General features: G+C 71.2%; 19 protein-coding genes and 1 CRISPR repeat array. Of the genes, 8 read left to right on the forward strand and 11 right to left on the reverse strand.

Annotated features, from left to right (window positions below):
* Window positions 1-122 precede the first annotated feature (122 nt).
* Window positions 123-2903: a hypothetical protein gene (locus tag C3V41_RS08670; RefSeq protein ID WP_129591535.1), complete on the forward strand. Its 2781-nt coding sequence runs from the start codon at window positions 123-125 to the stop codon at window positions 2901-2903.
* Between the two features lie 256 nt (window positions 2904-3159).
* On the opposite strand, the gene C3V41_RS08675 is transcribed toward C3V41_RS08670, so the two are convergent.
* Window positions 3160-3933, reverse strand: a complete 774-nt coding sequence (locus C3V41_RS08675; protein WP_106110765.1) for a glycosyltransferase — start codon at window positions 3931-3933, stop codon at window positions 3160-3162.
* 444 nt (window positions 3934-4377) lie between these two features.
* On the reverse strand, window positions 4378-5763 hold the full coding sequence (locus C3V41_RS08680; RefSeq protein WP_165271614.1) for a heparan-alpha-glucosaminide N-acetyltransferase domain-containing protein: 1386 nt from the start codon (window positions 5761-5763) through the stop codon (window positions 4378-4380).
* Window positions 5764-5869: 106 nt separating this feature from the next.
* Here C3V41_RS08680 and nrdF point away from each other — a divergent pair, with 106 nt between their 5' ends.
* Complete coding sequence (nrdF, locus tag C3V41_RS08685; RefSeq protein WP_106109939.1) at window positions 5870-6844, forward strand: class 1b ribonucleoside-diphosphate reductase subunit beta; 975 nt, start codon at window positions 5870-5872, stop codon at window positions 6842-6844.
* Window positions 6845-6938: 94 nt separating this feature from the next.
* On the opposite strand, the gene C3V41_RS08690 is transcribed toward nrdF, so the two are convergent.
* Genes C3V41_RS08690 through murQ form a run of 3 tightly spaced genes read right to left on the reverse strand, consistent with a single transcriptional unit; the run spans window position 6939 to window position 10417 of the window.
* Window positions 6939-7994 carry a MupG family TIM beta-alpha barrel fold protein gene (locus C3V41_RS08690; protein ID WP_165271615.1) on the reverse strand — a complete coding sequence of 352 codons (1056 nt, stop codon included), beginning with the start codon at window positions 7992-7994 and terminating at the stop codon, window positions 6939-6941.
* Between the two features lies 1 nt (window position 7995).
* Complete coding sequence (locus C3V41_RS08695; protein ID WP_106109941.1) at window positions 7996-9480, reverse strand: PTS transporter subunit EIIC; 1485 nt, start codon at window positions 9478-9480, stop codon at window positions 7996-7998.
* Window positions 9481-9484: 4 nt separating this feature from the next.
* Window positions 9485-10417 carry an N-acetylmuramic acid 6-phosphate etherase gene (gene murQ, locus C3V41_RS08700; RefSeq protein ID WP_106109942.1) on the reverse strand — a complete coding sequence of 311 codons (933 nt, stop codon included), beginning with the start codon at window positions 10415-10417 and terminating at the stop codon, window positions 9485-9487.
* A gap of 174 nt (window positions 10418-10591) precedes the next feature.
* Here murQ and C3V41_RS08705 point away from each other — a divergent pair, with 174 nt between their 5' ends.
* Window positions 10592-11518 (forward strand): MurR/RpiR family transcriptional regulator, encoded by a 927-nt coding sequence (locus tag C3V41_RS08705; protein ID WP_217350925.1) that lies wholly within the window; start codon window positions 10592-10594, stop codon window positions 11516-11518.
* A gap of 89 nt (window positions 11519-11607) precedes the next feature.
* On the opposite strand, the gene C3V41_RS08710 is transcribed toward C3V41_RS08705, so the two are convergent.
* Window positions 11608-12633 carry a LacI family DNA-binding transcriptional regulator gene (locus tag C3V41_RS08710; protein ID WP_165271616.1) on the reverse strand — a complete coding sequence of 342 codons (1026 nt, stop codon included), beginning with the start codon at window positions 12631-12633 and terminating at the stop codon, window positions 11608-11610.
* 222 nt (window positions 12634-12855) lie between these two features.
* Here C3V41_RS08710 and C3V41_RS08715 point away from each other — a divergent pair, with 222 nt between their 5' ends.
* From C3V41_RS08715 to C3V41_RS08735, 5 genes are all read left to right on the forward strand, one after another.
* Complete coding sequence (locus C3V41_RS08715) at window positions 12856-16050, forward strand: glycoside hydrolase family 2 TIM barrel-domain containing protein (RefSeq protein ID WP_106109944.1); 3195 nt, start codon at window positions 12856-12858, stop codon at window positions 16048-16050.
* A complete protein-coding gene (locus C3V41_RS08720; protein ID WP_106109945.1) occupies window positions 16047-17726 on the forward strand; it encodes an MFS transporter in 1680 nt (559 codons plus the stop codon). Before C3V41_RS08715 ends, C3V41_RS08720 begins: the two co-directional genes overlap by 4 nt.
* Window positions 17727-17870: 144 nt before the next feature.
* Complete coding sequence (locus C3V41_RS08725; RefSeq protein ID WP_174714768.1) at window positions 17871-18065, forward strand: hypothetical protein; 195 nt, start codon at window positions 17871-17873, stop codon at window positions 18063-18065.
* A gap of 108 nt (window positions 18066-18173) precedes the next feature.
* A complete protein-coding gene (locus tag C3V41_RS08730) occupies window positions 18174-19559 on the forward strand; it encodes an LssY C-terminal domain-containing protein (RefSeq protein ID WP_106109946.1) in 1386 nt (461 codons plus the stop codon).
* A 299-nt stretch (window positions 19560-19858) separates the two neighbouring features.
* The gene (locus C3V41_RS08735; RefSeq protein WP_246742246.1) at window positions 19859-21049 is read left to right on the forward strand and encodes a Fic family protein; all 1191 of its coding nucleotides are present in this window, start codon (window positions 19859-19861) and stop codon (window positions 21047-21049) included.
* Window positions 21050-21231: 182 nt separating this feature from the next.
* On the opposite strand, the gene C3V41_RS08740 is transcribed toward C3V41_RS08735, so the two are convergent.
* The 5 genes from C3V41_RS08740 to cas1 all read right to left on the reverse strand — a co-directional run bounded on the left by C3V41_RS08740 (window position 21232) and on the right by cas1 (window position 26160).
* Entirely contained in the window at window positions 21232-22290 is a 1059-nt protein-coding gene (locus C3V41_RS08740; protein WP_254423546.1) for a bile acid:sodium symporter family protein, read from the reverse strand.
* A 696-nt stretch (window positions 22291-22986) separates the two neighbouring features.
* On the reverse strand, window positions 22987-23577 hold the full coding sequence (locus C3V41_RS08745; RefSeq protein WP_106109948.1) for a PIN domain-containing protein: 591 nt from the start codon (window positions 23575-23577) through the stop codon (window positions 22987-22989).
* Window positions 23578-23582: 5 nt separating this feature from the next.
* Complete coding sequence (locus C3V41_RS08750) at window positions 23583-24071, reverse strand: helix-turn-helix domain-containing protein (RefSeq protein WP_106109949.1); 489 nt, start codon at window positions 24069-24071, stop codon at window positions 23583-23585.
* A 146-nt stretch (window positions 24072-24217) separates the two neighbouring features.
* Window positions 24218-24957: direct repeats of the CRISPR family, unit length 36 nt; unit sequence GCTGGGAATCAGTCCTCAGTCCCCCTGGTAGACTCC.
* 50 nt (window positions 24958-25007) lie between these two features.
* The gene (gene cas2, locus C3V41_RS08755) at window positions 25008-25328 is read right to left on the reverse strand and encodes a CRISPR-associated endonuclease Cas2 (protein WP_106109950.1); all 321 of its coding nucleotides are present in this window, start codon (window positions 25326-25328) and stop codon (window positions 25008-25010) included.
* Window positions 25318-26160, reverse strand: a complete 843-nt coding sequence (cas1, locus tag C3V41_RS08760; protein ID WP_368033256.1) for a type II CRISPR-associated endonuclease Cas1 — start codon at window positions 26158-26160, stop codon at window positions 25318-25320. The genes cas2 and cas1 overlap by 11 nt, the downstream gene beginning before the upstream one ends.
* Window positions 26161-26183 lie beyond the last annotated feature (23 nt).

A 26183-nucleotide genomic window follows, 5' to 3' on the forward strand; every position in this document is an offset into this window, starting at 1 on the left:
GCGCTGGCCCCGGGCCTGGGCCCTGGCGAGCACCGGCTCAGGGGCTACCGGAGGTCGATACGCCACGCAGGCCTCCGGGCTGTTCCCGGTACGTCCACCGGGCAAGCCGCTACGCTGACCGGATGGGTCGACACGTACGCACCATGACGCTCCCCGTCCTGCTGGTCCTTGGCCTGGTGGGCGTCCTCGGGGTGCCGGTGGCGCACGCCGACGGCCCCGGGGCGCGGACCAGCGCCGTCGAGCAGCACCCGTGGGCTGGTGGTACTGGGCGGCACGCCGGCGGCGAGGCACCCGCAGCCAGTGCGGGGACCCGGGCCGGGACCGTCACGTCCGGGCTGCCCGACGGCCCCGGCCCCCAGGACGCCCAGGCAGCGAGACGACCGGTCCTCCTGCTGGGCACCAGCAACCTGACCTGGCAGCACCTGGTGGCGGCCGCTGACGACCCTTCCAGGGCCGGTACCCTGGCCAGCAGGCTCGTGCTCCCGGCGTCGCAGATGTCACCGGTCAACCTGGTCACCCGCACCGCCGGTGACCGCACCTGCGCCGCCGACGGCTGGCTCAGCCTCGGGTCGGGGTCCCGGGCGAAGGCCACCACCGGCCCCTGCGTCGTCAGCGGCCGCCCCCAGTCCCCCACCTGGGACCAGGCCCGTACCGTCTCGGCGGACCTGACCCCCTCGGCCCGCCCGGGCTCGCTGGCCGACGCCCTGGCCACGGCGGGGGTGAGCACCGCCGCCGTGGGGGACGGGGCCGTCCTGGCCCTGACGGCCTCCGACAGCACCGCCCCGCCCACCCTGCCCGGCCTGGAGGCCCTGCAGCAGTCCGGGAGGCTGCCCGACCTGACCATGGTGGACCTGGACTCCGGTCAGGAATCACCAAGGGACACCTACCAGCAGCTGAATGCGATCGACGACGTCCTTAGCTGGGCCGCGAAGGTCCCCGGGGGCGTGCGCGTCATTGTGGCCTCAGTCGCTGACGGGGAGGACCCGGGCCCGCAGCTGGGCATCCTCCCGACGGGCACCACCAGCCCCCAGGGCTCGGTCAAGCAGGGGTGGACCACCATAGTGACCGGTCCCGCGACCCACCGCCCCGGACTGGTCGAGCTGCCTGAGATCACCACCGCGCTGGCCACCGCGCTCGGCGCCGCCCCGGACCGCTCCTGGTCGGGTAGCGCCCCCCTGGTCCTGCCCTCCCACGGCCTGGTACTCGGGGACACCATGTCCGCCACCCCCCTGGAGTACCTGGCCGACGACGCCCTCCACGCCCGCGCCTCCGCCGCCGCGACCGTCCCGGCGGGGCTGCTCCTGGTCTGCGTCATGCTGGGGGTGGGGGCGACGGCGGCCCTCAGCCTGCGGCGTCGGCCCCACGACCTCCCGGAGCCCCACCCTGGCACCGCACCGCCCCAGCCGGGGACCACGCAGCCCGCACCACCCGCGCAACCCACCGGGCGCTGGCACGGTACCGGCGACGGAGGCCGTCCTGGCGCCGGTCAAGATGCCGGACCTGGCGACGCGCCCCGTCTGCGGCGTCGGATCGCCTGCACGGCCCTGGGCGCCGCCAGCCTTCCGCTGGTCCTGCTGGTGCTCAACGCGTTCCCGTGGTGGCGCATCGGGGCCGACGCGGGCCACCCAAGCGCGTGGACCGTGCTGGCGGTGCTGGGGACGGCCACGGCCCTGGCGGCGGGGGTCGGCCTCCTGGCCGCCGTGGTCCTGCCCCCCACCGGGCGCGGACGCCCCCCGGTACCCTCCCCCGACCAGCCGCCCCTCCCCTACGCCGACGTGTACGGCGTGGCCGGGAGGAGCACGGGCGTAGGCGAGGCCGTGGGGCCGCGGCCGACCGCGGTCACCGGCTGTGCCGACGACCGGGGCCCGGCGGTGCGCGCCGGTGCACGCCGCCGGGCCACCTCCTGCTGGGCCGTCCCGGTCCTGGCCCTGCTGACCTGTGCCGCGTGGCTGGTGGACGCGGCCCTGGGCGCCCACCTCGCCTTCAACGGCCCCCTGGGAATGAACGCGGTGGTCGCGGGACGCTTCTACGGGATCTCCAACACGGCCTTCGCCCTCGTGGCCGCCTCGCTCGTAGTGGGGATCGGGACGTCCTGGCGAGCTCTCACAGGACCCGACGGCGCCCCGGGCGCCCAGGCCGCCGCGCCCGCTGGCGGAAGGGCGGCGTCGCCCAGGTACCTGGGCAGACGGCAGGCCTCCTGGCTCCTGGTCGCCGTCCTGGGTGGTGCGGCCCTCCTGCTCGACGGCGCCCCGCAGGTGGGGGCGGACATGGGCGGGGCGATCACGCTGGTCCCCACGCTCGTGGTCCTGGGGGCGGGGCTGGCGGGTACCCGCCTGGCCTGGCCCCGGCTGCTGGCCACCGCGGCGCTGACGGTGGGCGTGGTCGGCGGCTTCGCGGCCTGGGACTACTCCCGCCCCTCCCCGGAGCGCACGCACCTGGGACGGTTCGTCCAGCAGGTGGTGGACGGCTCGGCCTGGCACACGCTCGCGCGCAAGGCCTGGGCGCTGGTCGCGCCCTTTGTCACCAGTGCCATGGCGCTGACCGCGCTGGTGGTAGGCCTGGCGGTCCTGGGCGGCGCGCTGTGGTGGGCGCGCCGGGAGCTGCGGGCCTGGCAAGAGGGCCGCAGCGCCTACGCCTGGCTGGCCGGGGAACAGCCGGGGGCTGCCGCACCACCTGACCCGGCCATGCCCGCCCCAAAGGCGTCCCTGCCGGTCGTGCTCCCGGTGGCCACCTGGCTGCGGGCGGTCCTGCGGGCCCTGGGCGTCCTGGTCGTGGTGTCCGTGCTGGTCAACGACTCAGGCGCCGCCATGGCCTGGTACTGCCTGGCCGTGGCCGTCCCCCTGGGCCTGGCCGCCCTCCTGACGGGGTGCCGCCCCGGGGGCCGGGCCCCTACCGCCTCCTAGCGGCCGTCGTCGGAGGGACGCCAGGTCACCACGACCTGGGGCCCGAGGCCACCCCAGTGCCCCGGTACGCGGACCGGGCAGGCTCGCCCTCCGCAGTCCCGGCGGCGCGGTACCCGGCGTAAGGAGCCGGTGCCAGGCGACGCAGACGTGCGCTCGCGGCCTGACCCGGTGCGCAAGGAGCCAGGCTGCTGGTACACAGAGCTCGACGGGCAACCCCTGTTGCCCGGACGCGAGGAGCCGGGGCGCCTACCGGGGGTCAGTACGCCCGGTAGGCGGTGAAGGGCTGCTGGTCGTGCAGGGACTGGGCGAACTGCCTGGGGCGCAGGCCCCGACGTCGGAGCCGACGCGAGGCAATGGCCAGCAGCACGTCCCGGTACTGCCCGGCGCGGTGCATCTGACCTGCCCGGTCGTTGCGGGTGACGCGGTGGGTAATGTCACAGGGGACCTCGATGACGGACAGCCCGGCAGCCAGGACGTCCACGGACAGGCCGACCTCCACGCCCCAGCCCTCGGCCAGCGGCGAGGCCTTCTCGTAGGCCTCCCGCGTCAGGCAGCGCTGCCCGGACAGGGGCGCGACGGGCGACCAGCCGGTCATGGAGGTGATGGCGCGCCGGGCGGCCCGTACCACGCGCCCTCGCCCGCCTGCCCCGGCCTGCTTGGGCGGGACGGCGATGGCCATGTCCGCGACCCCGTCAACCACCGGGGGGACGAGCTCGGCGCAGGACGCGGCCGAGTCCCCCAGGTCGGCGTCGATAAAGAGCAGGAGCCGGGCCGGGCCGTTCTCGTAGTCGCGCATGGCCACGACGCTGGCGCCGGTCTCCAGGGCGGAGGCCTTGCCCCGGCTCACCGAGTGGCGCACGGTCACCGCCCCGGCGCTGCGGGCGTGGTCCTGGGTGGCGTCGGTCGAGCCGTCGTCGACGACGACGACGAGGTCCACCCTGGGGACAGCACGGCAGGCGCGCACGGTGGCTGCGACGCGCTCAGCCTCATCCTTGGCGGGGATGACGACAGCGACATGGACAGTGGACATGCTCACCACGCCAGCCTAGCGACCCACTCCGACCCTCAGGTCATCCCACTTGCAAGGTCACAGGGAGCTCGCCCTCAGGCCCGTCCGACAATAGTGATGAATATCACTATTTCTGAGGACCGAGAGGACCTCCGTCCTCTAAAACGGCGTGAAACCGTTACAGAAACGTGACCAACGCCCTCTCAGGCTCGTCACATGGGTCTCACAGTTTTTATTTTAGGAGGTTTTTATGCCACAGTTGACCCAGGGCCCGCCGAGGACGCCGGGTTCCTGTCCCCCTGCACGGCGAGGTCGACACCGCACCACCTCCACGCCTCGTTCCCGCAGGTGGGATGTGTGGGGTGCGTCCGACTCAGCGACGCACCCCACACTTGACTTCCCCGGGGGCCAGGCGGCGGACGCCAGCCGCGGGCCGTTCCTCACCCGTCGCGGGCCGCCCGCCCCTTAGGTCCGCGCCGCGGCCAGGGAGACCTTCCACATGACCCACTCCAGGGGCCCGCGCCGGGCCACCAGGCCCCACCCCAGCGTCCCGGCCATGGCGCCCAGGGCCAGCCACGCAAAGGGCGCCCAGTCCTGTGCCACGAGCCAGTCCTCGTTGAAGGCCACCACCACGAACTGGGCGCTGTAGGCCGTCAGGGCCATGGAGCCGACGGCGGCCACCGGGCGCAGCACGTGCCGCGCCCAGCCGCCGGCCAGCAGGCACAGGCCCAGCACCATGACGGCGCAGCCCCCGGAGCCGACGGTCTCCAGGACGGTGCCGGTGTGCGCACCGGCGTCGACCAGGTCCGCCAGCGCCGGGAGGGGGAGGGGGGTCCAGTGCAGGCCCTCCCCCGTCGTCGGGCCGTTGGCGATGGTCACCTGGCGCCACGGCTCAATCCCCTCCTCCGTGGGCAAGCCGACCACCTGGGCCAGGCACCAGCTCGTGAGGTAGCCGAGCACCGCCAGGAGGCCCCCCACCCACACCAGCCTCACCTGGAGGCGGGTGCTCGTCACGTCCAGGCGGCCGATCCCCATGCCGGCCAGCACGAAGACCATGTACGAGGCCCCCGGGTAGGCGCCGGAGAAGAAGACCTCCACAATGAAGGAGTTGGCGTCCCCCGTCATCCACATGCCCAGGGAACCGGCGAGCCACATCACACCCACTGCCGTCAGCGGCCCCAGCACGGACAGCACCGCCGCCGCCCTCAGCAGGCGTGCCGCAGGCCAGCGCGCGAACGGCAGCGCCGCCACGAACCAGGCGGCGTAGAAGGCCAGGATGACGTTAATGGAGGTGCCCAAGCTCACCAGGAGTCCGGCAATGACCACCAACATGGCCGAACGCCCCAGAATACGCAGTCGGGCGGTACGCATCTGCTCACCCTCGTAGACCACGTTGCGCCCGGTGAGAATAGCCAGCGACACCCCCGCCAGCAGGGCGAAGAGGATGGAGGAGCGCCCGTCACTGGCCGTGACCAGCAGCCTGAGCACGACGGGGTCCCCGGGGTCACGGGGTGCCACGTGGGCGCAGAACATGCCCAGCACCGCCAGGCCCCGGGCGACGTCGATCCCGGCGACCCGGCCCCGGTAGCGGCGGACCGCGGCACCCGGGTCCGGGGAGCCCAGAGCGTCGGCGCCCGGCGCCTCGGGGGAGCCCGGGGCATCTGACGCCCCAGGGGCGGTGTCGGGGTCTGAGGCCCCGTCCGGGCTCCCGGGGGCTGAGGCGCCCGGGTCCGGGGACGCAGGCGCCGGACGGCGGTCAGGCGCGGCACCGCCAGCAGGTTCCCGCGACCCGCGCGGGGTGCCCGCCGCCGGTCGGGCTGGGCGGTGTCGGGCCGCCGTCGTGTCACTCATCATCATCTCCCGAGGGCAGGGGCTACCGCGAGGATAGCCAACTCCGCCGCCGTCGTCGGTAGCATGTGAGACGTCAGCCAGGCATCAGCCCACCGGGGAGGAACCCATGCCCGAGCCCATCAAGCTCATCGACCGCGTCCAGGCCATCAACTGGAACCGCCTCATCGATGACAAGGACCTGGAGGTCTGGGACCGCCTGACCGGCAACTTCTGGCTGCCCGAGAAGGTGCCGCTGTCCAACGACGTCCAGTCCTGGGCGACCCTGACCGAGCCCGAGAAGAACATGACCACCCGCGTGTTCACCGGCCTGACCCTGCTGGACACCATCCAGGGCACGGTGGGCGCCGTCTCGCTCATCCCCGACGCCCGCACCCCCCACGAGGAGGCGGTCTACACCAATATCGCCTTTATGGAGTCGGTGCACGCCCGCTCCTACTCCTCGATCTTCTCCACCCTCATCTCCACCGCCGAGATCGACGAGGCCTTCCGCTGGAGCGAGGAGAACGAGAACCTCCAGCGCAAGGCCCGCATTATCCTGGACTACTACCGCGGCGACGACGCGGAGAAGCGCAAGGTCGCCTCCACCATGCTGGAGTCCTTCCTGTTCTACTCCGGCTTCTACGCCCCCATGTACTGGTCCAGCCACGCCAAGCTGACCAACACCGCCGACCTCATCCGCCTCATTATCCGCGACGAGGCCGTGCACGGCTACTACATCGGCTACAAGTACCAGCTGGCGGTACGCGAGTCCTCCCCGGGGCGCCAGGCCGAGCTCAAGGACTACACCTTCGAGTTGCTCATGGAGCTGTACGACAACGAGGAGCAGTACACCGAGGACCTCTACGACGAGCTGGGGCTGACCGAGGACGTCAAGAAGTTCCTGCGCTACAACGCCAACAAGGCCCTCATGAACCTGGGCTACGAGGCGCTCTTCCCGGCCGACGCCGTGGACGTCAACCCGGCGATCCTGGCCTCCCTGAGCCCCAACGCCGACGAGAACCACGACTTCTTCTCCGGCTCGGGCTCCTCCTACGTCATCGGCACCGCCGAGGCCACCCAGGACGAGGACTGGGACTTCTGAGGGCGCCGGGCGCGTGCCCCATCCGCTGGTGCCCCCGCCGCGGGCCGGTAGCGGGCTGCGCGGCCGCGGCCCAGGGCCGCTCCCGGGCCGGGGCTCAGACCGGCGGCCCCGCGTCCGCCAGCGCCCCTGCCGCGGGCCGGTCGGCGCGCACCAGCCGCACCTGCTGGCCGCCGCGCAGCAGGCCGACCAGGCAGCGGTAGGGGGCGGCGACCTCGCCCAGGCGCACGTGCTCACCGTCCAGCGGCGCCGTGGCGGTCATGAGGTGCACCTCCCCCCGGTAGCGGCCGAGGGTGTCCATCTGGAGGGAGCCGGTCTCCATCGCGTCGGCGTTGGCGCACGCCCCGGGCAGCGCCCGCCCGCGCGTGCCCTCCAGCCGGTGGGAGCGCCCCGTCTCCTCCACGCGCAGCCGCCAGTCCCCCTCCAGCCACGCGCACCCCGGGGCGAGGTTCACCGGCAGGGTGAGGACGCCGTCCTCCGCCCGCCGGATCCACTCCAGGTGGCGGGGCGCCACGACGCCCTCGGCGCACACCGCCTCGACGCCGTCGGCCAGCGCCCGCAGCCGCACCGCGCTGGTGTAGGCGTCGCGGTAGCGGTGCTCCTCGAGGGTCGGCAGGCCCCGGTACAGCGGGGCGCGCCGCGTCACCTCCCCGGGGACGAAGGCCAGCAGCCGCAGGCCCCGCGAGGTGAACAGCCGCGACTGGCGCGCGTAGTAGCCGCCGTCCAGGCCGGTGCCGGGCCGCGGGTAGAAGTTGTGCCAGCCGACCAGCCCCTCCACCCCCGCGAGCGCGTCGAGCACGGCGGCGCCGACCGTCGAGGCGTTGAGGGCGATCGGCAGGCCGGTGGCCGCGGCGACGGCCCGCACGCCCTCGACGTCGTAGCCGTAGTCCAGGCGCAGCCCGACGACGCCGCAGCCCGCCAGGTCCGCCCCCGCCGGGCCCAGGCGCGCCAGGCCAGCCGGGGAGACGTCGGCCCAGAAGCGGGCCCCGCGGGTGCGGTGGACGTGGCCCATCCACCGCACCCAGCCGGCCGGGTCCTGCGTCTCGGGCATGTGGAGGGAGGTGAACAGCTCGACGGCGCCCAGCGAGCAGGCCTGCTCGACGACGGCATCGCGCACCTCCTCGTCGTCCGTGGCGTAGACCGACCAGAGCACGTCAGCGCCCGGGCGCGTCGAGGATATCGGCGGAGCCGTCGCCGTAGACGCGCTCGACGTCGGCCTCCCGGTAGCCGAAGAAGTAGGTCAGGAGCGCGCCGGCGATGACGGCCACCAGCCAGCCGGCCACGTACCACAGCCAGTGCCCGGCGGTAATGAGCGGGATCATAAGCAGCCCGGACAGCCCCAGGGACCCGGCGCCGAACATCTCCTGCTGCATGCCCAGGGCGACGACGGCGCCACCGAAGCCGGCCCCCAGGCAGGCGGTGATGAAGGGGCGCACCAGCGGCAGGGAGACGCCGTAGATGAGGGGCTCGCCAATACCGAGGACCCCGATGGGCAGGGCGGACTTGATAATGCCGCGCAGCGCCTCGTTGCGGGTGCGCACCCACACGGCCACCGCCATGCCGACCTGCCCGGCACCGGCCATGGCGAGGATGGGCAGGAGCTCGGTGAAGCCGTGGTCGGCAATGAGCTGGGCGTGCAGGGGGGTCAGGCCCTGGTGGATGCCGAGCATGACCATGGGCAGGAAGAGGCTGGACATAATGAAGCCGCCGACGACCCCGCCGGTCTTGAGGGCGACGTCCACCAGGAGCCAGGTCAGCCCCTTCATGAACAGGGCGGAGACGGGCATGATAATGAAGATGGCGAGCGCGGCCCCGGCCAGCAGCGTGATGACGGGGACGAGGAAGAGGTCGAGGGCGGCGGGGACCATCCTGCGGACCGCCCTCTCGACGACGGTGAAGGCCCAGGCGGTGACAATGACGCCGATGACGCCGCCCAGTCCGGGGGCGAGGTTGCCGAAGAGCGGGATGGTCAGGGGCTGGGCGGCGGTGGTCACGGCGCGGTCGGCCCCCTTGACGGCGGGGATGCCGGCCAGGGAGGCCATGTAGGGCAGGCCGCCGGCGACCAGGCCGAGGACGGGGGTGCCGCCGAGCTCCTTGGCGGTGTTGTGCCCGACGATAAGGTTCAGGGCCCCGCCGAGGATGCCGCCGATCCCCACCAGGACGCCGAACCAGGGGTGGGTCGTGACCGTGGGGTCGAGCATCTTCCACACGTTGGCGATCGCCGCCACGAGGCCGCAGGCGATAAAGCCGGGGATAATGGGGATGAAGATATTGCCCACGTGGCGGAAGAGGCGCTGGACGGGGCTGGTCTGGCGGGCCTTGACCCTGGCGCGGGCTGCGGCGGCCGGGTCGAGGTCGGGGTCGACGTTGACGTGGAGGGCGCTGGACCCGGTGCTGCCCGAGACGGCGTCGTAGGCGGCGCGCAGGCGCTCGGCGTGCCCGGGGCCGACGACGATCTGCATCTGCTCGCCCTCGACGACGCCGAGGACGCCGTCCAGGGCCTTAATGGCCGCCACGTCCGCCTTGGACGGGTCGGCGAGGTCCAGGCGCAGGCGCGTCATGCAGTTGGTGTGGGACACGACGTTGCCGGGCCCCCCGGCGAGCCGCTGGATATCACGGCTGAGGTCGTCGTAGTTCAATTCGCTACTCCTTCGCGGATGGGGACGGGATCGGGGCTGGGGGAGCGCCGACGGCGGCGCGCACGAAGCCGCCGGCCGCGGCCAGGCGGCGGCGGGCCGCGTCGGCGTCGATGCCGCAGGCGACCATGACAATGGCGGTCTTGGCGTGCCCGTCGGCGGCGGCCAGGGCGGCGGCGGCCCGCTCGTTATCGCAGCCGGTGGCGGCGGACACGATCCGGCGGGCGCGGTCGATGAGCTTGGTGTTGGTGGGGGCGACGTCGACCATGAGGTTGCCGTAGACCTTGCCGAGCCGCACCATGGCGGCGGTGGAAATCATATTGAGGACGAGCTTCTGGGCGGTGCCGGCCTTGAGGCGGCTGGAGCCCGTGAGGACCTCGGGGCCGGGGACGACCTCGATGGCGACGTCGGCGTTCTCGCACACGCTAGCCCGGGCGGTGCAGGCCAGGGCGATGGTGGCGGCGCCGCGCTCGCGGGCGCGGTCCAGGCCGCCGATGACGTAGGGGGTGCGGCCGGAGGCCGCGACGCCCACGACGGTGTCGTGCTCGCCGACGCCCAGGCCGTCGATGTCGGCGGCGCCCAGGCCGGCGTCGTCCTCGGCGCCCTCGACGGCGGTGAACACGGCCTCCCTGCCGCCGGCGATGAGGCCGACGACGAGGTCGGCAGGGGTGCGGAAGGTGGGGGGGCACTCGGCGGCGTCGAGGACGCCGAGGCGCCCGGAGGTGCCGGCGCCGATGTAGATGAGGCGTCCGCCGGCCCGCATGCCCGCTACGACGACGTCGACGGCACGGGCGATCTGCGGCAGGGCGGCTCCGACGGCGTCGGCGACCCGGTGGTCCTCCGTGTTCATGACGGAGACGATGTCGAGGCTGCTCATGGTGTCCAGGGAGGCCGAGGCCGGGTTGCGCTGCTCCGTGGTGGCCAGTGTGGACGGGGGCATAGTCACTCCTTGCTGGGGCGGCGGTGCCCCGTGGATGAAATGATACTACACCTTGGACCGTTTTGGAGGAACATGACTTCGCCCAAGGCCCGGCCGGGCGCGGGCAGTGCGACGGCGCCACGCCCCGCCGTCGGAAATCGTCCACGAGCCGCGCTGATCGGGGACGATGAGGCCATGAGCGAGGCCATGAGCAACGAGGTCGGCGACACCGACGACGACCCGAGCGGCGACGACCCGAGCGGGGTCGTGGAGCGCATTCGCCGGTCCCGCGCGGGCTTCAGCCCCACGGAGGCGGCCATCGCCGAGACGGTACTGGCCGACCCCCAGGCCGCCCTCATGGCGACCACGGGCTCCCTGGCCGAGGGCGCAGGCGTGTCGCAGGCGAGCGTGGTCCGCTTCTGCCGTGCGCTGGGGTACACGGGCCTGCCCGACCTGCGCCTGGCGCTCGCCCAGGAGCTGAGCCGGCGCGACCTGGAGCACGAGCGCTCCGGCGTCGCCCACGGGCGGATCGACGCCTCGGACTCGCTGGCCGACCTGGCCGCCAAGATCGCCTTCCACGAGGCCCGCTCGATCGAGCAGACGGCGCGGCAGCTCGACCTGGACGCCCTGGAGGAGACGGCTCGGGCCATTGCCGTCCCGCGTCCGGTCACCGTCTTCGGCGTCGGCGCCTCGGGGCTGGTGGCCGCCGACCTCACCCAGAAGCTCCAGCGGATCGGCCAGCCCTGCCAGTTCCACGCCGACACCCACGTCCAGCTCGTCCACGCGGCGCTGCTGGACGCGGACGACGTCGCCGTCGGGTTCTCCTTCTCGGGGCGAACCCGTGACGTCGGCGACTGCCTGCGCCTGGCGCGCGAGGGGGGCGCGCTCACGGTCGCCGTCACGGGGGACCCCCGCTCCCCCACGGCCCGCGGGGCCGCCCGCGTCCTGCTCACCGCCGCCCGCGAGGACGAGCTGCGGGCCGCGGCCCTGGCCAGCCGCATGGCCCAGCTCGCCGTCGTCGACATCCTGTTCGCGCGGGTGGCCCAGCTGCGCTTCGACGACCTCGACGCCGCCCTGGCCACGACGCGCGCCGCCGTGGACAGGCTGCGCCTGAGACCCTGACAAGGCGCAGCCCCACCCCGGGCCCCACCTGGTGCGGCCCGGGCCCCACCCTGGGCGGGCCTACGGGAGCACCGGCGGGCGCGGGGCCGCTACCTGCCCGCCGACGTCGTGCTGCCGCGCAGCACCAGCTCGGTGGGGATGACGACGCTGCGCGACCCGTCGGCCGGACCGGAGGCCACCTGCTCCAGCACCAGGGCCACCATCTCGCGGCCGTGGCGCCTGAAGTCCTGGCGCACGGTGGTCAGCGGCGGGAAGCTGAACTCGCCCAGGGCCAGGCCGTCGAAGCCCACCACGGAGACGTCGCCCGGTACGCTCCTGCCCCGCTCGTGCATGGCCCGGATGAGGCCGAGCGCCAGCTCGTCGTTGCCGCAGAACACGGCCGTCACCCCCGGGTCGTCGGCCAGGCGCAGGCCGGCCCGGTAGCCCGCGGCCGCGCTCCAGTCACCTGGTACCGGCTCGGGGACCGGGGCGCCGGCCTCCCTCAGGCACGCCGCCCACGTGGCCCTGCGGATGAGCGCCGACTGCGAGCCCTCGGGCCCGGTGACGTGGTGGACGGTGCGGTGCCCCAGGCCCAGGAGGTGGCCGACGGCGTCGCGCACCCCCTGCACCTGGTCGGCGCTGGCCGAGGGGTAGTAGCCCACGAGCGCGGAGTCCGAGACCGCCACCGGCAGGGTCGGCGGCAGGGAGAGGTGCTCGGGCCCGGCCCGGCCCGCCTGGACCACCACGAGACCGTCCACGGCCTGGTGGGAGAGGCGGTAGACGGCCTGGCGCAGGTCCTCGGACTCGGGGCGCTCCACCTGGACGAGGTTGACGGTGTAGTCGGCCCGCGTGGCGGCCTCCAGCACGCCCGCCGTGGTCAGCGCCTCCCCGGTGCGCTGGATCTGCTGGGTCAGCACGCCGATCGCCCTGAAGGAGCCGCGGCGCAGGGCCTGGGCCGCCCGGTTGGGGGAGTAGCCCAGCTGGTTCATTGCCTTGAGCACCTTCTCCCGGGTGGCCGGGCGGACGTTGCCGGCCCCCATTGAGACGCGCGAGACCGTCTGCGCGGAGACCCCGGCCAGGCGAGCCACGTCGCTCAACGACGGCGCCCCCTGGGTACCCCTGCGCTGACCGGCCATGGCGGGAGGCTATCAGGGGCCTGGGCAGGGCAGTGACAGGGGCCTTCCGGCATCCCTACTGATGACGTTATCATAACAGCTCCCAACTTTGACGATCGGTTCCAGGTAAGTGTTGGTAGTTAGTTGCCAGGGCGGGCGGCCACCACTATGATAACGTCAACATTGAGGGTGCCGCAGCGCCGCGGCGCCCCGGTGCCCCGCACACTTGAGAGAGCAGGAGCCATGATCGTCCCGAGACACTACGAGGACCTCGGCGTCCTCCACGAGAACACGCTGCCGCCCCGCGCCTACTACGTCCCCGCCTCCTCCCCCACCGACCCGGGCCCCGGGAGGCAGGACTCCGACCGCTTCCAGCTGCTGAGCGGCCAGTGGCTCATGAGGTACCTGCCCAGCGTCCACGACCTGACCGAGCCCTTCTGGGAGACGGGGACCCAGGGCGCGACCGGGTCGGCCCGCCCGGAGGGGTTCGCCCCGGTGCCCGTGCCCAGCACCTGGCAGCACCTGGGCTACGACCACCACCAGTACACCAACGTCCGCTACCCCATCCCCTTCGACCCGCCCCTCGTCCCCCAGGACAACCCATGCGCCGCCTACCTGAGGGACTTCGACCACGAGCCCGTCCCCGAGGCGCCCTGCACGCACCTGGTCTTCGAGGGCGTGGACTCCTGCTTCTACGTCTGGCTCAACGGCGCCTACGTCGGCTACAGCCAGGTCGCCCACGCCACCGCCGAGTTCGACGTCACCGAGCACATCCGCCCCGGCACCAACCGCCTGGCCGTCCTGGTGCTCAAGTGGTGCGACGGCACCTACCTGGAGGACCAGGACAAGTTCCGCACCAGCGGCATCTTCCGGGACGTCTACCTGCTCTCCCGGCCGCGCCAGACCCTCTTCGACTACGCCGTCACCACCTCCCTCGTCCCCGGCGACGGCGGGGACGCGCGCTCCGGGGCGGCTCCGGTGGCACGCTCCGGCGCAACTCCGGCCGGCGCCGTTATCGAGGTGCGGGGCGCCTTCCGCGGAGGCGCCGTGCCCACCACGGCGGTGCTGGCGGACCACCAGGGCGCGGTCGTGGCCACCGGGCAGCTGGAGCCCTTCACCCCTGGGGACGACGACCCCGGCACCGACGCCGGGTACACCCACCGGGTCCGCCTGGCCGTGGACGACCCGCACCCGTGGAGCGCCGAGGACCCCTACCTCTACAGCCTGACCATCACCACCCCGAGGGAGGTCATCACCGACCGGGTGGGGCTGCGCGAGGTGGAGGTCACCGACGCCGTCGTGCGCCTCAACGGGCGGCCCCTCACGCTGCGGGGGGTCAACCGGCACGACTCCGACCCGGCCACCGGCCCCGCGATCGGCCTGGAGCACATGCGGCGCGACCTGAGGCTCATGAAGGAGCACAACATCAACGCCGTACGCAGCTCCCACTACCCCAACGACCCGCGCTTCTACCAGCTGTGCGACGAGTACGGCTTCTACGTCATGTCCGAGGCCGACAACGAGAGCCACGGCACCCAGACCCGCTTCCTGGCCGACGACTCCTGGGACAACCAGGTGGAGCACTGGAACGAGCCCATCGCCGACAACCCCGAGTGGACCGACGCCACCGTGGACCGCATGCAACTGTGCGTCCACCGGGAGAAGAACCGCCCCAGCGTCATCGCCTGGTCCGCGGGCAACGAGTGCTCCTACGGCTGCACCCTCGAGGCGGCCCTGAGGTGGGTCAAGGGCTTCGACCCCACGCGCCTGACCCACTACGAGAGCTCCTACTACCGGGACTCCAAGCGCCGCTACGACTACTCCTGCATCGACCTGTACAGCCGCATGTACCCCGGCATTGAGGAGATCCGCGACTACCTGGACTCCGACCCGGACAAGCCCCTCATCCTCGTGGAGTACAGCCACGCCATGGGCAACGGCCCGGGCGACCTGGAGGACTACTGGGAGATCATCCGGGCCGACGAGCGCATGTGCGGCGGCTTCGTGTGGGAGTGGTGCGACCACGCCGTGGCCGCAGGCACCAGCCCGGACGGGCGGCCCATCCACCTCTACGGCGGGGACCACGGCGAGGCCGTCCACGACGGCAACTTCTGCGTCGACGGCCTGGTCTCGCCCGACAGGGTCCCCCACCCCGGGCTGGCCGAGCTCAAGAACGTCCAGCGCCCCGCCCGCGTCGTCGACTACGACCAGGACGAGGGCCTGCTGACGATCCGCAACGACCTGGACCACACCGACCTGGCCCACTACGCCCGCATCTCCTACGAGGTGCTGCGCGACGGCGTCGTCGTGGCGCACGAGGAGCTCGACCTGGTGGAGCCCGTGCCGCCGCACACGAGCATTATGCTGCGCTGCGCACCGGACGTGCCCGCCACCGGACGCTGCCACCTGCTGGTCATCTACCGGCTCGCCCAGGACCAGCCGCTGCTGGCGGCCGACCACGTCCTCGGCTTCGACGAGGTCCCCCTGCGCAACGCCGACGGGCGCACCCGGCGGGTAGCGGCGCTCGCGGACCACCCGAGCCGTGCGGGGCGGGTGACGGTCCGCAGGGAGGGGACCCGGATCGACGTCGGCGCGGCAGGCCTGCGCTGCGTCCTCGATAAGCGCACCGGCCTGCCGGTCAGCCTGGTCGTGGACGGCCGCCAGCTCCTGGACCGCCCGGTGGAGCTCAACGTCTGGCGGGCGCCTACCGACAACGACCGCAATGTGCGCCTGGAGTGGGAGCGGGCCCGCTACCACCAGGCCGTGGCGCGCGCCTACGGCGTGGAGGTCGATGAGGCTCCCGGGTGGGTCGCCGTCCACGCCGACGTCGCTCTGGTGGCGCCCTCGGTCCAGCCCGCCCTGCGCGGGCAGCTGACCTGGGTCGTCACCGACGACGGCGTCCTGGGCCTGAGCCTGCGGATGCGCCGGACCCTGGGGTTCCCCAGCCTGCCGCGCCTGGGCCTGCGACTGTTCCTGCCCCGGTTTATGGACCGGGTCGACTACTACGGCCTGGGGCCGCAGGAGAGCTACGTGGACAAGCGCCGCGCCAGCTACCACGGGGCATTCAGCGCCGATGTCGCCGACCTCCACGAGGACTACATCCGTCCCCAGGAGAACGGCAGCCACGCCGACTGCAACGAGGTGACCCTCTCCGGGGGCGGGCTGAGCCTGACGGCGGCCTCCCAGGCCCCCTTCTCCTTCAACGCCTCGCGCTACACCCAGGAGGAGCTGACGGCCAGGCGCCGCAACACCGACCTGGTGCCCTGCGGGAGCACGGTCCTGTGCCTGGACGCCGCAATGGCCGGCATCGGCTCCAACAGCTGCGGGCCGGCCCTGCGGCCCCGCTACCGGGTGGACGGTCGGGAGCTGGGGATGGACCTCCACCTCCTGCTCAGCACTGTGAACAGCACCACTACTCACGACGAGGTGAAGCTATGAGCGCCAGCACGAGGGCGGTCCGCGGGGCCGGGAGGCCCGGAGGGGGCGCCCCCGAGGCGCCCGAGGAGCGCAGGTACCTGAGGTGGTACAACAAGGTGGGTTACGGCTCGGGGGACGTGGCCGGGAACGTGGTCTACGTGCTCCTGTCCGCCTTCCTCATGATCTACCTGACGGACACGGCGGGGCTCAACCCGGGGGTGATCGGCACCCTCATGATGGTCTCCCGGATCTTCGACGGGTTCTCCGACGTCATCTTCGGGACCCTGCTGGATCGGACCAGTACCCGGATGGGCAAGGCGCGGCCGTGGATGCTGTGGGGGTTCGTGGGCTGCGCGGCCATGATTATCGCGATCTTCGCGATCCCGACGGGCATAGGGACGGTAGGCGGATACATCTGGTTCTTCATCGCCTACACGCTGCTCAACTCCGTCTTCTACACGGCCAACAACATCGCCTACTCGGCCCTGACCGCGCTGGTCACCAGGAACAGCGCCGAGCGGGTGCAGATGGGCTCCATCCGCTTCATATTCGCCTTCGGGACCAACCTGCTCATCCAGAGCGTCACCATCCAGGGCGTGGAGACGTTCGGCGGCGGCGCCCAGGGGTGGCGGGCCATCGCCATTATCTACGCGCTCATCGGCCTGGCGGTCAACACCCTGGCGGTCTTCTCGGTCAGGGAGCTGCCGGAAGAGGAGCTGGAGGGCGACGGGCCCGACGCCGGGGCGGGAGACGGCTCCGACGCCGGAGCGGGCAATAGCACCAATGCCGGGGCGGGCCGCCAGGAGGGGCAGGGCGCGGGCCGCCAGGAGGTCGAGAGCACCGCCGAGGAGAGGCCGACAATGCGCGAGTCGGCCAGGATGCTGCTGTCCAACAGGTACTACCTCATTATCCTGGGGATCTTCCTCCTGACCCAGATCTTCACGGCCATGCTCAACATGGGCATCTTCTTTATGAAGTACATCCTGGGCGACGCCAAGCTCCTGGGGGTCTTCGCCTGGGCCATTAACGTCCCCCTCATTGTGGGGCTGCTGGTGACGCCGGTGGTGGTAGACCGTTTCAAGGAGATGTACCGGGTCAACATCTGGGGGTACGTGATCGCCGTGGTCGGGCGCCTGGGGGTGCTGGTGGCCGCCTACATGGGCAGCGTGCCGCTCATGCTGGCGCTGTCCGCGTTGGCCTCCCTGGGCATGAGCCCGCTGCAGGGCACGCTCAACGCCATGATCGCCGAGATCTCGGAGTACACGTGGCTGCGCACCGGCAAGCGGATCGACGGGCTCATGTTCTCCTGCACCTCGCTGGGGGTGAAGGTGGGCGGCGGCGTCGGCACGGCCCTGGCCGGGTGGCTGCTGGCCGCCAGCGGGTACGTGCGCGATGCGCCGGTACAGCCGGACTCGACCGTCCAGATGCTCTACGTCATGTACGTGTGGCTGCCGCTGATCGCCAACGCGCTCATCCTGCTCCTGCTCACGCGCCTGGACGTGGAGCGGGTCAACACCCGGCTCAGGGCGGACGCCGCGGACAAGACGTCCGGTAACGGGGGAGCGTCTGGGGACGGGACCGTGCTCGGGGACGGAGGTGCCCCCGGGGATAGGGGCGTGCTCGAGGACGGGACCGCGCTCGGGGACGGGGGCGAGGCCAGGGCGGACGGGGCCAAGGAGCCCGGTACCTCGGCCTGACCGGACCCGGGTCGGGTCCGGGTTCCACTGGTGTGGCGGGGAAGCGTCCGCGTGTGGCCTCGGACCCGGGGTCCGGGGCCACCCGGGTCCCGGGCCCGGGTCCGGAGTGCCCGGGTCCCGAGCCACCCGGGCACCAGAGGCAGCGTGACACGCGACATCCGCGCCGTCGCCAGCTGCGACGGCCTGGGCTCCCTGGGGCTGTCCACCGGGAGCGTGTCCAGCCGCACCAGCGTGGCAACCTACGCCTGCACCGCCTCCGGGCTGGCCGTCACCCGGCAGTCCGACCGCAGGGCCGACCCCGTCCTGGCCCAGACGCTGCTCGACGCCGCCCGCAACTAGCAGGGAGCGTGCCGCCCCGAGGCGGGCTCCCCACGACGGCGCAGGCGGGCCCGGGCGTGCGGGTCGGAGCGTGCCGCCCCGAGGCGGGCTCCCCGCTACGGTGGCGACATGAGTGACCCTGTGGCGACCCGGCCGCGCCCCACCACGGCACCCACCTACCGCTCGCACGACGACAAGCTCTCCGAGGCGCGCGCCCGCTCCTGGGGCCTGGACGACGTCGTGGACGCCGTCTTCTTCGCCGTGGCCGCCCTGGCCACCGTGTGGCTGGCGTGGGCCGTCATCGGTGCGGGCTGGCACGTGTCCCCCTGGTCCGTCCTGGCACTCGTCCTGTTCTGGGTGCTCCTGGCCTACCTGGCCATCCCCCGCCTCCACCAGGTCCTCACCTGGCTGTACGTGCCCGACTACTTCATCGGCCGCACCCGCACCACCGACGGCGTCCTGGGGGACCCGGTCAACCTGGCCGTCCTGGGGGACGAGGACGACATCCACGAGGCCATGACGCGCGCCGGCTGGGCGCGCGCCGACCCCATCACGCCCGCCTCCTCCTGGAGGATCGTCGTCTCCTCCCTGACACGCCGCTCCTACCCGGCGGCCCCGGTCTCCACACTCACCCTGTTCGGGCGGGGTCAGGACTTCGCCTACCAGAAGGAGGTGGAGGGCAACCCCGCCCAGCGCCACCACGTGCGCTTCTGGCACACCCCTGCCGGGTGGGTCCTGCCCGGGGGCCGCGTCGTGGACTGGCTCGGGGGCGCCACCTACGACCGCTCTGTGGGCCTGAGCACCCTGACCGGCCAGGTCACCCACAAGATCGACGCGAACATCGACATTGAGCGCAACTACGTGGTCGACGACGTCATGTGGGCCAGCCAGGAGGCCTCCACCGAGGTGTGGCCGGACTTCTTCACCGCCTACCACGACAGGAACGGCGGGGGCGACCGTATTGAGACCGACGGCGACCTCTACGTGCTGAACCTGCACGACGTCGTCGTGGACGACGTCCGCTCCGTGGACCTGGCCCGCGCCCGCGCCCTGGACGCCCGGGCCAGCCGGCAGCGCCCCGGCGGGCTGCTGGTCGGCCTGGCCCTGGTGGGGCTGGCGGTGCTGGCTGACGCGGTGCGCCTGCTCAGCGACTCCACCATCCTCCTGACCGCGCAGGCCCTGCGTGACGAGGGCGTGGCCGACCCCGAGGCGGTCGCCTACTGGGTGGTCATAGGCCTGAGCAGCTTTATGACGACCCTCCTGGCCGTCCTGGCCTGGGCCTCCTGGGTCGGGCACCCCAGGTCCCGCACCGCGCTGCTGACGGTCCTGACCCTGTCGGCCCTGACCACGGCCGGGCACATCACCACCCTGGGGGTGCGTCACGCGACCCTGGTCTCCATCGCGGGCCTGGCGCTGGAGGTCCTGGCCCTGCTGGCGCTGACGGAACGCCCCGTCCAGCGCTGGCAGCGCCACCGCAAGGCCGAGCGGCGCAGGCACCGGGCCCAGCAGCGGTAAGCGGGGCGGGCCGGGCAGGGTCGGGGCCCACACGGGTGCCCTCACCCCGGCCAACCGCGCCGGGGCGCCCCGGGCGCGGGGTCAGGCAGCAGGGAGACCGCCCGCGAGCGCAGTCCCCAAGCGGGGCGGCCGGGCGGAGGGCCGAGCGCGGGACCACCAAGCAGGACGGCCCACCTCCCGCCTCATGGCACATGTGTGACATGCCCACCGACTACTTTTCACACAAGTGCCCGTTGTGTGAAAAGCTGATCTTACCCATGTCAGACAAGGGCCGTTAGTATGACATGGTGGATGTGAGCATGTTCAGGAACCCGGCTATGGGGGAGCTGGTCGAGATCACCGGGTCGGACCCGTACCTGGGCGACTGGCGCCACCACGCCTTCGTACCGGTCCCCCTGGGACCTGACGAGCCGGTGCTGGCGGGCTCTACCTACCGGGCCGTCGCGGCAGCCGGGCGGGCGCTGGCGGCCCTGGACGCCACGGCGCGGCGCCTGCCCAACCCCTACCTGCTGCGGACGCCCTCACTGCGTCGGGAGGCCCAGTCCACCTCCGCGCTGGAGGGGACCTACGCCCCGCTGGAGGAGGTGCTCACGGCCGACGCCGACGCCCCCACCTCCGCCCAGATGACTGAGATCCTCAACTACGTCAGCATGGCCCAGCTGGGCTTCGACTGGATAGGCGAGGGGCGCCCTCTGACCCTGGGACTCATTGAGGACCTCCAGGTCCGCCTCATGCGCGCCACGCCGCTGGAGGGGGAGTCCGGACGGCTGCGCCAGGGGCAGGTGGTCGTCGGCCGCCGCGACGTCGCCGGGCCCGAGGTCACACCGGTCGAGGCCAGCAGGTTCGTCCCGGTACCACCGGGGGACCAGCTGCGTGCCGGGGTGACGGCCCTCCTGGACTGGCTGGGGACGGACCACCACGGACGTATAGACCCCGTCGTCGTGGCCGGGATGGTGCACTACCAGTTCGAGACGCTCCACCCCTTCCGGGACGGCAACGGACGGCTCGGACGCTACCTCATTGTGCTCACGCTCATGCGCACCGGGCTGCTCTCCGAGCCCACCCTGACGGTCTCCCCCTGGTTCGAGGCCCGCCGCACCGAGTACTACGACGCGCTCCTGGGGGTGAGCACCGACGGTGACTGGGACTCCTTCCTGTCCTTCTTCGCACACGGCCTGGCCGACGCCGCCACCGCCACCAGGGAGCAGATGCTGGCACTGGTGGAGGTGCAGGGGGCCCTGCGGGACCGGGTCCGGGCCTCCTCGCTGCGCTCGGCACGCGCGCCAGACCTGGTGGACCTCGCCGTGGCCAACCCGTCCTTCACCGTGCGCCAGGTCCAGAGGGAGCTGGGCCTGTCCTACGGGCGCGCCAACAGCCTGGTGGGTCAGCTGGTCGACCTCGGCGTCCTGGAGACCGTCAACCCCGGCTCCCAGCCGCGCCGCTACTCGGCCCCGGAGGTGCTCCGGATCCTCCTGCGCGGTGGACGCTGAGCCGGGGCGGGTCGTGGTGGCAGGGCGGGAAGGTGGATCCGCAGGCGTTGCGGGCCTCCGCCCCAGGGCGGGACCGGTGGCGTACCGGCTGCACGCACCTAGCAGACCCGCCCCGGGGCGAGTGCCTCAAGGCCCCGCTACGCCACGGGCTGGCTCCTGACGACCGCCCTGGGGCGAGTGCCTCAGGCCTCGGCGCCCGCGGGCTCCAGGGCGGCGTCGCGCCCTTTCCGCTCCCACAGCCGGCGGACGGGGGCCTGCGGGTCCTCGCCCGCGGGGAAGCCGCGCAGACGCCAGTACATGGCCAGCAGGGAGCCGCTGATCGTGTGCCAGAAGGTAGCCACCGCGCAGGGGGCGGCCACTGCCGCGCTGAGGTAGTGGGCGGCCAGGGTGGAGCCGAGCCCGGCGTTCTGGAGCCCCACCTCGATGGAGATGGTGCGCCGGTCGGCGCGTGAGACGCCGAAGGCCCGGGCGGCGGCGTAGCCGAGCGCGTACCCGACGGCGTTCTCCAGGGCGATGGCCGCGAACATGAGGAACCCAGCGGTGGCAATGAGCGCCTGGCTCTTGGCCGCCACGGCGGCGACCACCCCGGCGATCGCGACCACCGAGACCCACGGCATGGCGGGCTGGATGCGGGCGACCTGGCGGTGGAGGAACACGTTGCACGCCAGCCCGAAGCCGACCGGCAGGAGCACGATCTGGACAATGGACAGCGCCATCTGCCCGGCGGGCACCTCCATGTAGGTCCCTGCCAGCCACAGGGTCAGCGCCGGGGTGACAACCGGTGCGAGCATGGTGGAGAAGGCGGTCATGGACACGCTCAGGGCGGTGTTTCCCTTGGCCAGGAAGGTGCACACGTTCGACGTCGTCCCGCCGGGGACGCAGCCAATGAGGATAATGCCGACCTTGAGCTCGTCGGGCAGCGGCAGCAGACTCGCCACGCCCCAGCCCACCAGCGGCATAATGGCGTACTGGCTGCACACACCCAGCACGACCGGCCCGGGGTGGCGGACGATCATGGTGAAGTCGGGGACGGACAGGGTCATGCCCATGCCCAGCATGGTGACGGCCAGCAGCGGCGTCATGTAACCGGCCAGAGGCACGAAGGTGGCGGGCCAGAAGAACGCGGCGAGGAAGGCCGCGAGCATAATGAGCGGGAAGACCGTGACCGCGATGCGGGCGCTGCGCTCCTGTCGGGCGGCGTCCGGGTCGGTGGGCACGGCTGGTCGGGACGGGTGGGCCACTGGTGACTCCTGTGTTTTCGGTGGTGCAGAGGCAACGAAAACGCCCCCCGAACCGGTGGTCCAGAGGGCGCGCGGGCAGTGCCGGGGCGACGGTCTACATCGCGCGCCGGCTGGTAATCAGGCCGCTGGTGCTGCTCACGGGCACGAGACTACACCACGTACCAGGACGGGACACACCAGCCACATACTGGACGCCTGGTAGGGGCCGCAGCGGGAAGGGCCTGGGCGGGGCCGGGCGAGCACTGGGGCAGGTAAGGGCCAGGCAGGACGGCGGGAGGGGCGGGTTAGGAGTCTGGAGTAGGTAGGGACCCCGAGCCGGGCGGGGCCTGAGATAGGCGGGGCCGGCATCGGCCTGTCTGCTAGCGCCGCCTACGGCAGGATCCGGGCCGGACCGGGGGCAGTCCAGGCCGAGCGCCCCTGCCCCTGGGGCAACAAGCAGGATGCCCCCACCTCCGTAGTCTTCTGGCAGCTTAACCAGCGGGCCCTGGACCGGGGCCCAGGTCGAGGCCGGAGGCGGGACAGCAGGGCGAGCATCCCGGACACGAGTTCTTGCAGACAGCACCACTTCTTGCAGGTTGCACGAGTTCTTGTAGGAGGCTGACACAGGGCCCACGGAATCATGCGGATATGTCCGGGTCAGGAGGAGGGCCGACGCAAGAACTACTGAGATCTGCAAGAACCCTTGCAGTCTGTGCGCTACCGATACACGCCTCTCTCGTACCTCACCATTGTGACGAACCCATGCAAGCCCTCGACTTCAAGCCTCTCAAGAAGATCGTCCACACTCCACCTGGGACCCTTCCGCCCCGTTCTTGCCACAATAGTGTCAAGGGCGTCGAGGACAAGACGCGGATACAGCCCGACAAGATCGATCAGGAAGTCGTCCGGAGATTGCGAGAAAAGAGCACCCGGAAGACGTTCATCCTCGAAATCCTTGAGATTGAAAGTAACAATCACGTCCGTCCGCCCGACGAGGGCCGCTGCGACAACGTGACCATCATTTGCGTCACGCATTCGCGGGACAAACTGCAGAGCGCCCTCCCACCCTCGTACCCGCGCGTCAGGAAGTGCCTCGTTCATCTGACGTCGGAGCCGGGTGACATAACCGCGCAACTCCTCCTGATCGCGACCACGCTCGTCACGCAGACGGAGGACCGCCCGCTCCATCTCCTCCTCAATCATCTCGCTCCACAACGGCCTGAAAGCCTGTGTGGTACCGATCTCGAGCAATACATCACGCAAGGTACTGGGTACCAGCACGCAGGCGTCAAGCATTACAGAGAACATTGTCGTCAGCCCTCTGAGCGCACAGCCGCAAGCACCTCACGCAGTCGTGCAGGATCGTCGTCATACCCTCCCATAGCCTGCGTATCCGCCACCATGTCACCCAGCGCCTCGTCCGCTGCACGCCGCTGGCGCCGCTGAAACTCAAGCACGTCAGACAGACAGAGCCGACGGTGCCGACGGACTCTCTCGAAGGGAATCTCCCCCGCCTCCAGCATCCTGACCAGGGTAGAGCGGGAGATGCCGAGCATGTCGGCCGCCTCCTGCGTCGTCAGCCGGGTGCCGTGCGGGGCGATCGTCACCGCGAGCCCCTGACGCATCGCCCGAGCGACCTGGACCAGAAGGTCTGCCATGGACTGGCTCAGCTCGATCGTCTCACCACCAGCCACCAGGTGCGCGGACGCCCCGTGCGAGGACAGCATCTCCACGATCTCACCGAACCGCCCAGCAACCTCCTCCTCGGGCAGATAGGTCCTGCTCTCCGCCGCTGTAGTCATCAGACCTCCTGCCAACCGGTGGCGCACACGCTCTGCGCACTATGCTCATCTTGCGCGAATTGAGCGTATCTCCGCCTTCCTCATCCTGACAAGCTGGGCAGTCCCCCTGGTAGACTCCTCGACAGGCTCCGCACCGCCATCGACCTGCTGGGAATCAGTCCTCAGTCCCCCTGGTAGACTCCCGAGGGCGTCGGACTCCACTGGGGCGGGGCTGGGAATCAGTCCTCAGTCCCCCTGGTAGACTCCTCACGGTGACCGACCATGACGGGTACACGCTGGGAATCAGTCCTCAGTCCCCCTGGTAGACTCCTCATACTGCTGCCCGCACGCCCGTTCGGGCTGGGAATCAGTCCTCAGTCCCCCTGGTAGACTCCGCCGGTGGCCTCGGGGAGACCGACGCCTGCTGGGAATCAGTCCTCAGTCCCCCTGGTAGACTCCTCCTGCCCGAGGCCGAACGCCACCTGGTGCTGGGAATCAGTCCTCAGTCCCCCTGGTAGACTCCGGCGGTGGCGGGGCCTCTGGCTCAGGCCGCTGGGAATCAGTCCTCAATCCCCCTGGTAGACTCCCTATCGCGATCCTGTCGATGGAGACGGTGCTGGGAATCAGTCCTCAGTCCCCCTGGTAGACTCCGACGCCATCACCGCCCTCGTCCGCTCCAGCTGGGAATCAGTCCTCAGTCCCCCTGGTAGACTCCTGCACGCCGGCCTTGAGGAGCCAGCACAGCTGGGAATCAGTCCTCAGTCCCCCTGGTAGACTCCCCAGGTCGAGGCTTCCGTTGATGATCCGGCTGGGAATCAGTCCTCAGTCCCCCTGGTAGACTCCAGGTACGCCACCAGGTTACGGCCGAACAGCTGGGAATCAGTCCTCAGTCCCCCTGGTAGACTCCTCATGAGCCTGCCAGGGGGTTCTGACCTGCGCATACGCAGTTCTCCGTGACTAGAAAATCGTGAGCTGCTGGGGTGCGGGATCCGGGGCAAGAGGAGCCTCCTCGCGAAAACAGAGCATGGTCGACCACTCGCGATCTGTGACATAGAGCACTCTAACCTCGCCGCCGTCTGGCAGCGCAGCCTTGATGGCCCGGATTCTGCGAACCTCGCCGGACATGGTCGGAGAGTACCTCACGTACACACTGTACTGCGCCATCCAAAATCCCTCGTCAAGAAGAAGGTGCCGAAACTGGTTGGCCTCACGACGTTGCTTCGCAGTCAGGACCGGAAGATCGAACATGACAATGGACCACATCGGGTCATCTGCCATTAGAAACCTTCTGAGGTCCAGCCCACGAAGGAACATCTAAACGGTCACGATCACCTTCACAGTACTGCCCCAGATGCTGAGCCAGACGTTCGAGGACGGTGGGAAGCGTGGAGCCCGTGGAATCGAACGCCTGCTGCACGGTCGCCACAAGCTTCTGCTTGACGCTTCGATTCTCAAGAGAGTCATCCGGAGCAAGAGATAGAACGGTATCGTCTACGACAGGACGAAAAGGCTCAATAAGATCGTCAACGAGATTGAAGGCATTGCTACGACCACGATGGAACAGGCCGATAGCGGGGCTGAGCCCGGCGCTCACCACCGCACGTATACCGTGTGCCCTCAGGACACCGTACCCGTAGTTGAGGCAGCTATTCCTATTATCCTCGGCATCAGGCTCCCGAAAGAACCGACCCTCGTCAGGGAACATCCTCGACCAGTACAGACGGGCCGCATGGGCCTCAATGTTCTCCGGGTCGCCAGAACGGACCTTTCGGGCCATCTCCCGCAACCGCTCGGAGGCACTCGCGTCCACGCCGCTCAGTACCGCCGCCTGCCCCAGGACCTTGGCCTTGACGATCCTACCCCACGCATTCTTCCTCCGCGGCAGGGACAACTGGGACTGGGCCAGTTGTCGCGCACCAATCCGAGTGTGCTCGTGCCACGGGTACGCTGCTCCTTCAGGTACCCCGCGCCAGTCGCAGAACATCACCACCACGTCCGCCCCAAGAAGTCGGTGCAACACCGCGGAGGAGAAGGCCGTGTGAGGGCCGACAAGGAACACCGCCACATCGGCTACCGGTACCCGTACCTGCTCCCCAGCACTGGGGTGCACCAGGACGGCCCCTCGTTCCGAGG

The sequence above is a fragment of the Actinomyces sp. oral taxon 897 genome (assembly GCF_002999235.1).
Lineage (GTDB): Bacteria > Actinomycetota > Actinomycetes > Actinomycetales > Actinomycetaceae > Actinomyces.

Excerpts from the sequence above, each read along its gene's own strand:
- murQ (WP_106109942.1), bottom strand. The coding sequence starts at position 10,417 with ATGCCCCCGTCCACACTGGCCACCACGGAGCAGCGCAACCCGGCCTCG.
- C3V41_RS08680 (WP_165271614.1), bottom strand. The coding sequence starts at position 5,763 with ATGAGTGACACGACGGCGGCCCGACACCGCCCAGCCCGACCGGCGGCG.
- C3V41_RS08730 (WP_106109946.1), top strand. The coding sequence starts at position 18,174 with ATGAGTGACCCTGTGGCGACCCGGCCGCGCCCCACCACGGCACCCACC.
- C3V41_RS08705 (WP_217350925.1), top strand. The coding sequence starts at position 10,592 with ATGAGCGAGGCCATGAGCAACGAGGTCGGCGACACCGACGACGACCCG.
- cas2 (WP_106109950.1), bottom strand. The coding sequence starts at position 25,328 with ATGGCAGATGACCCGATGTGGTCCATTGTCATGTTCGATCTTCCGGTC.
- C3V41_RS08720 (WP_106109945.1), top strand. The coding sequence starts at position 16,047 with ATGAGCGCCAGCACGAGGGCGGTCCGCGGGGCCGGGAGGCCCGGAGGG.
- C3V41_RS08710 (WP_165271616.1), bottom strand. The coding sequence starts at position 12,633 with ATGGCCGGTCAGCGCAGGGGTACCCAGGGGGCGCCGTCGTTGAGCGAC.
- C3V41_RS08735 (WP_246742246.1), top strand. The coding sequence starts at position 19,859 with ATGTTCAGGAACCCGGCTATGGGGGAGCTGGTCGAGATCACCGGGTCG.
- C3V41_RS08715 (WP_106109944.1), top strand. The coding sequence starts at position 12,856 with ATGATCGTCCCGAGACACTACGAGGACCTCGGCGTCCTCCACGAGAAC.
- C3V41_RS08750 (WP_106109949.1), bottom strand. The coding sequence starts at position 24,071 with ATGACTACAGCGGCGGAGAGCAGGACCTATCTGCCCGAGGAGGAGGTT.
- nrdF (WP_106109939.1), top strand. The coding sequence starts at position 5,870 with ATGCCCGAGCCCATCAAGCTCATCGACCGCGTCCAGGCCATCAACTGG.
- C3V41_RS08670 (WP_129591535.1), top strand. The coding sequence starts at position 123 with ATGGGTCGACACGTACGCACCATGACGCTCCCCGTCCTGCTGGTCCTT.
- C3V41_RS08745 (WP_106109948.1), bottom strand. The coding sequence starts at position 23,577 with ATGTTCTCTGTAATGCTTGACGCCTGCGTGCTGGTACCCAGTACCTTG.
- C3V41_RS08675 (WP_106110765.1), bottom strand. The coding sequence starts at position 3,933 with ATGTCCACTGTCCATGTCGCTGTCGTCATCCCCGCCAAGGATGAGGCT.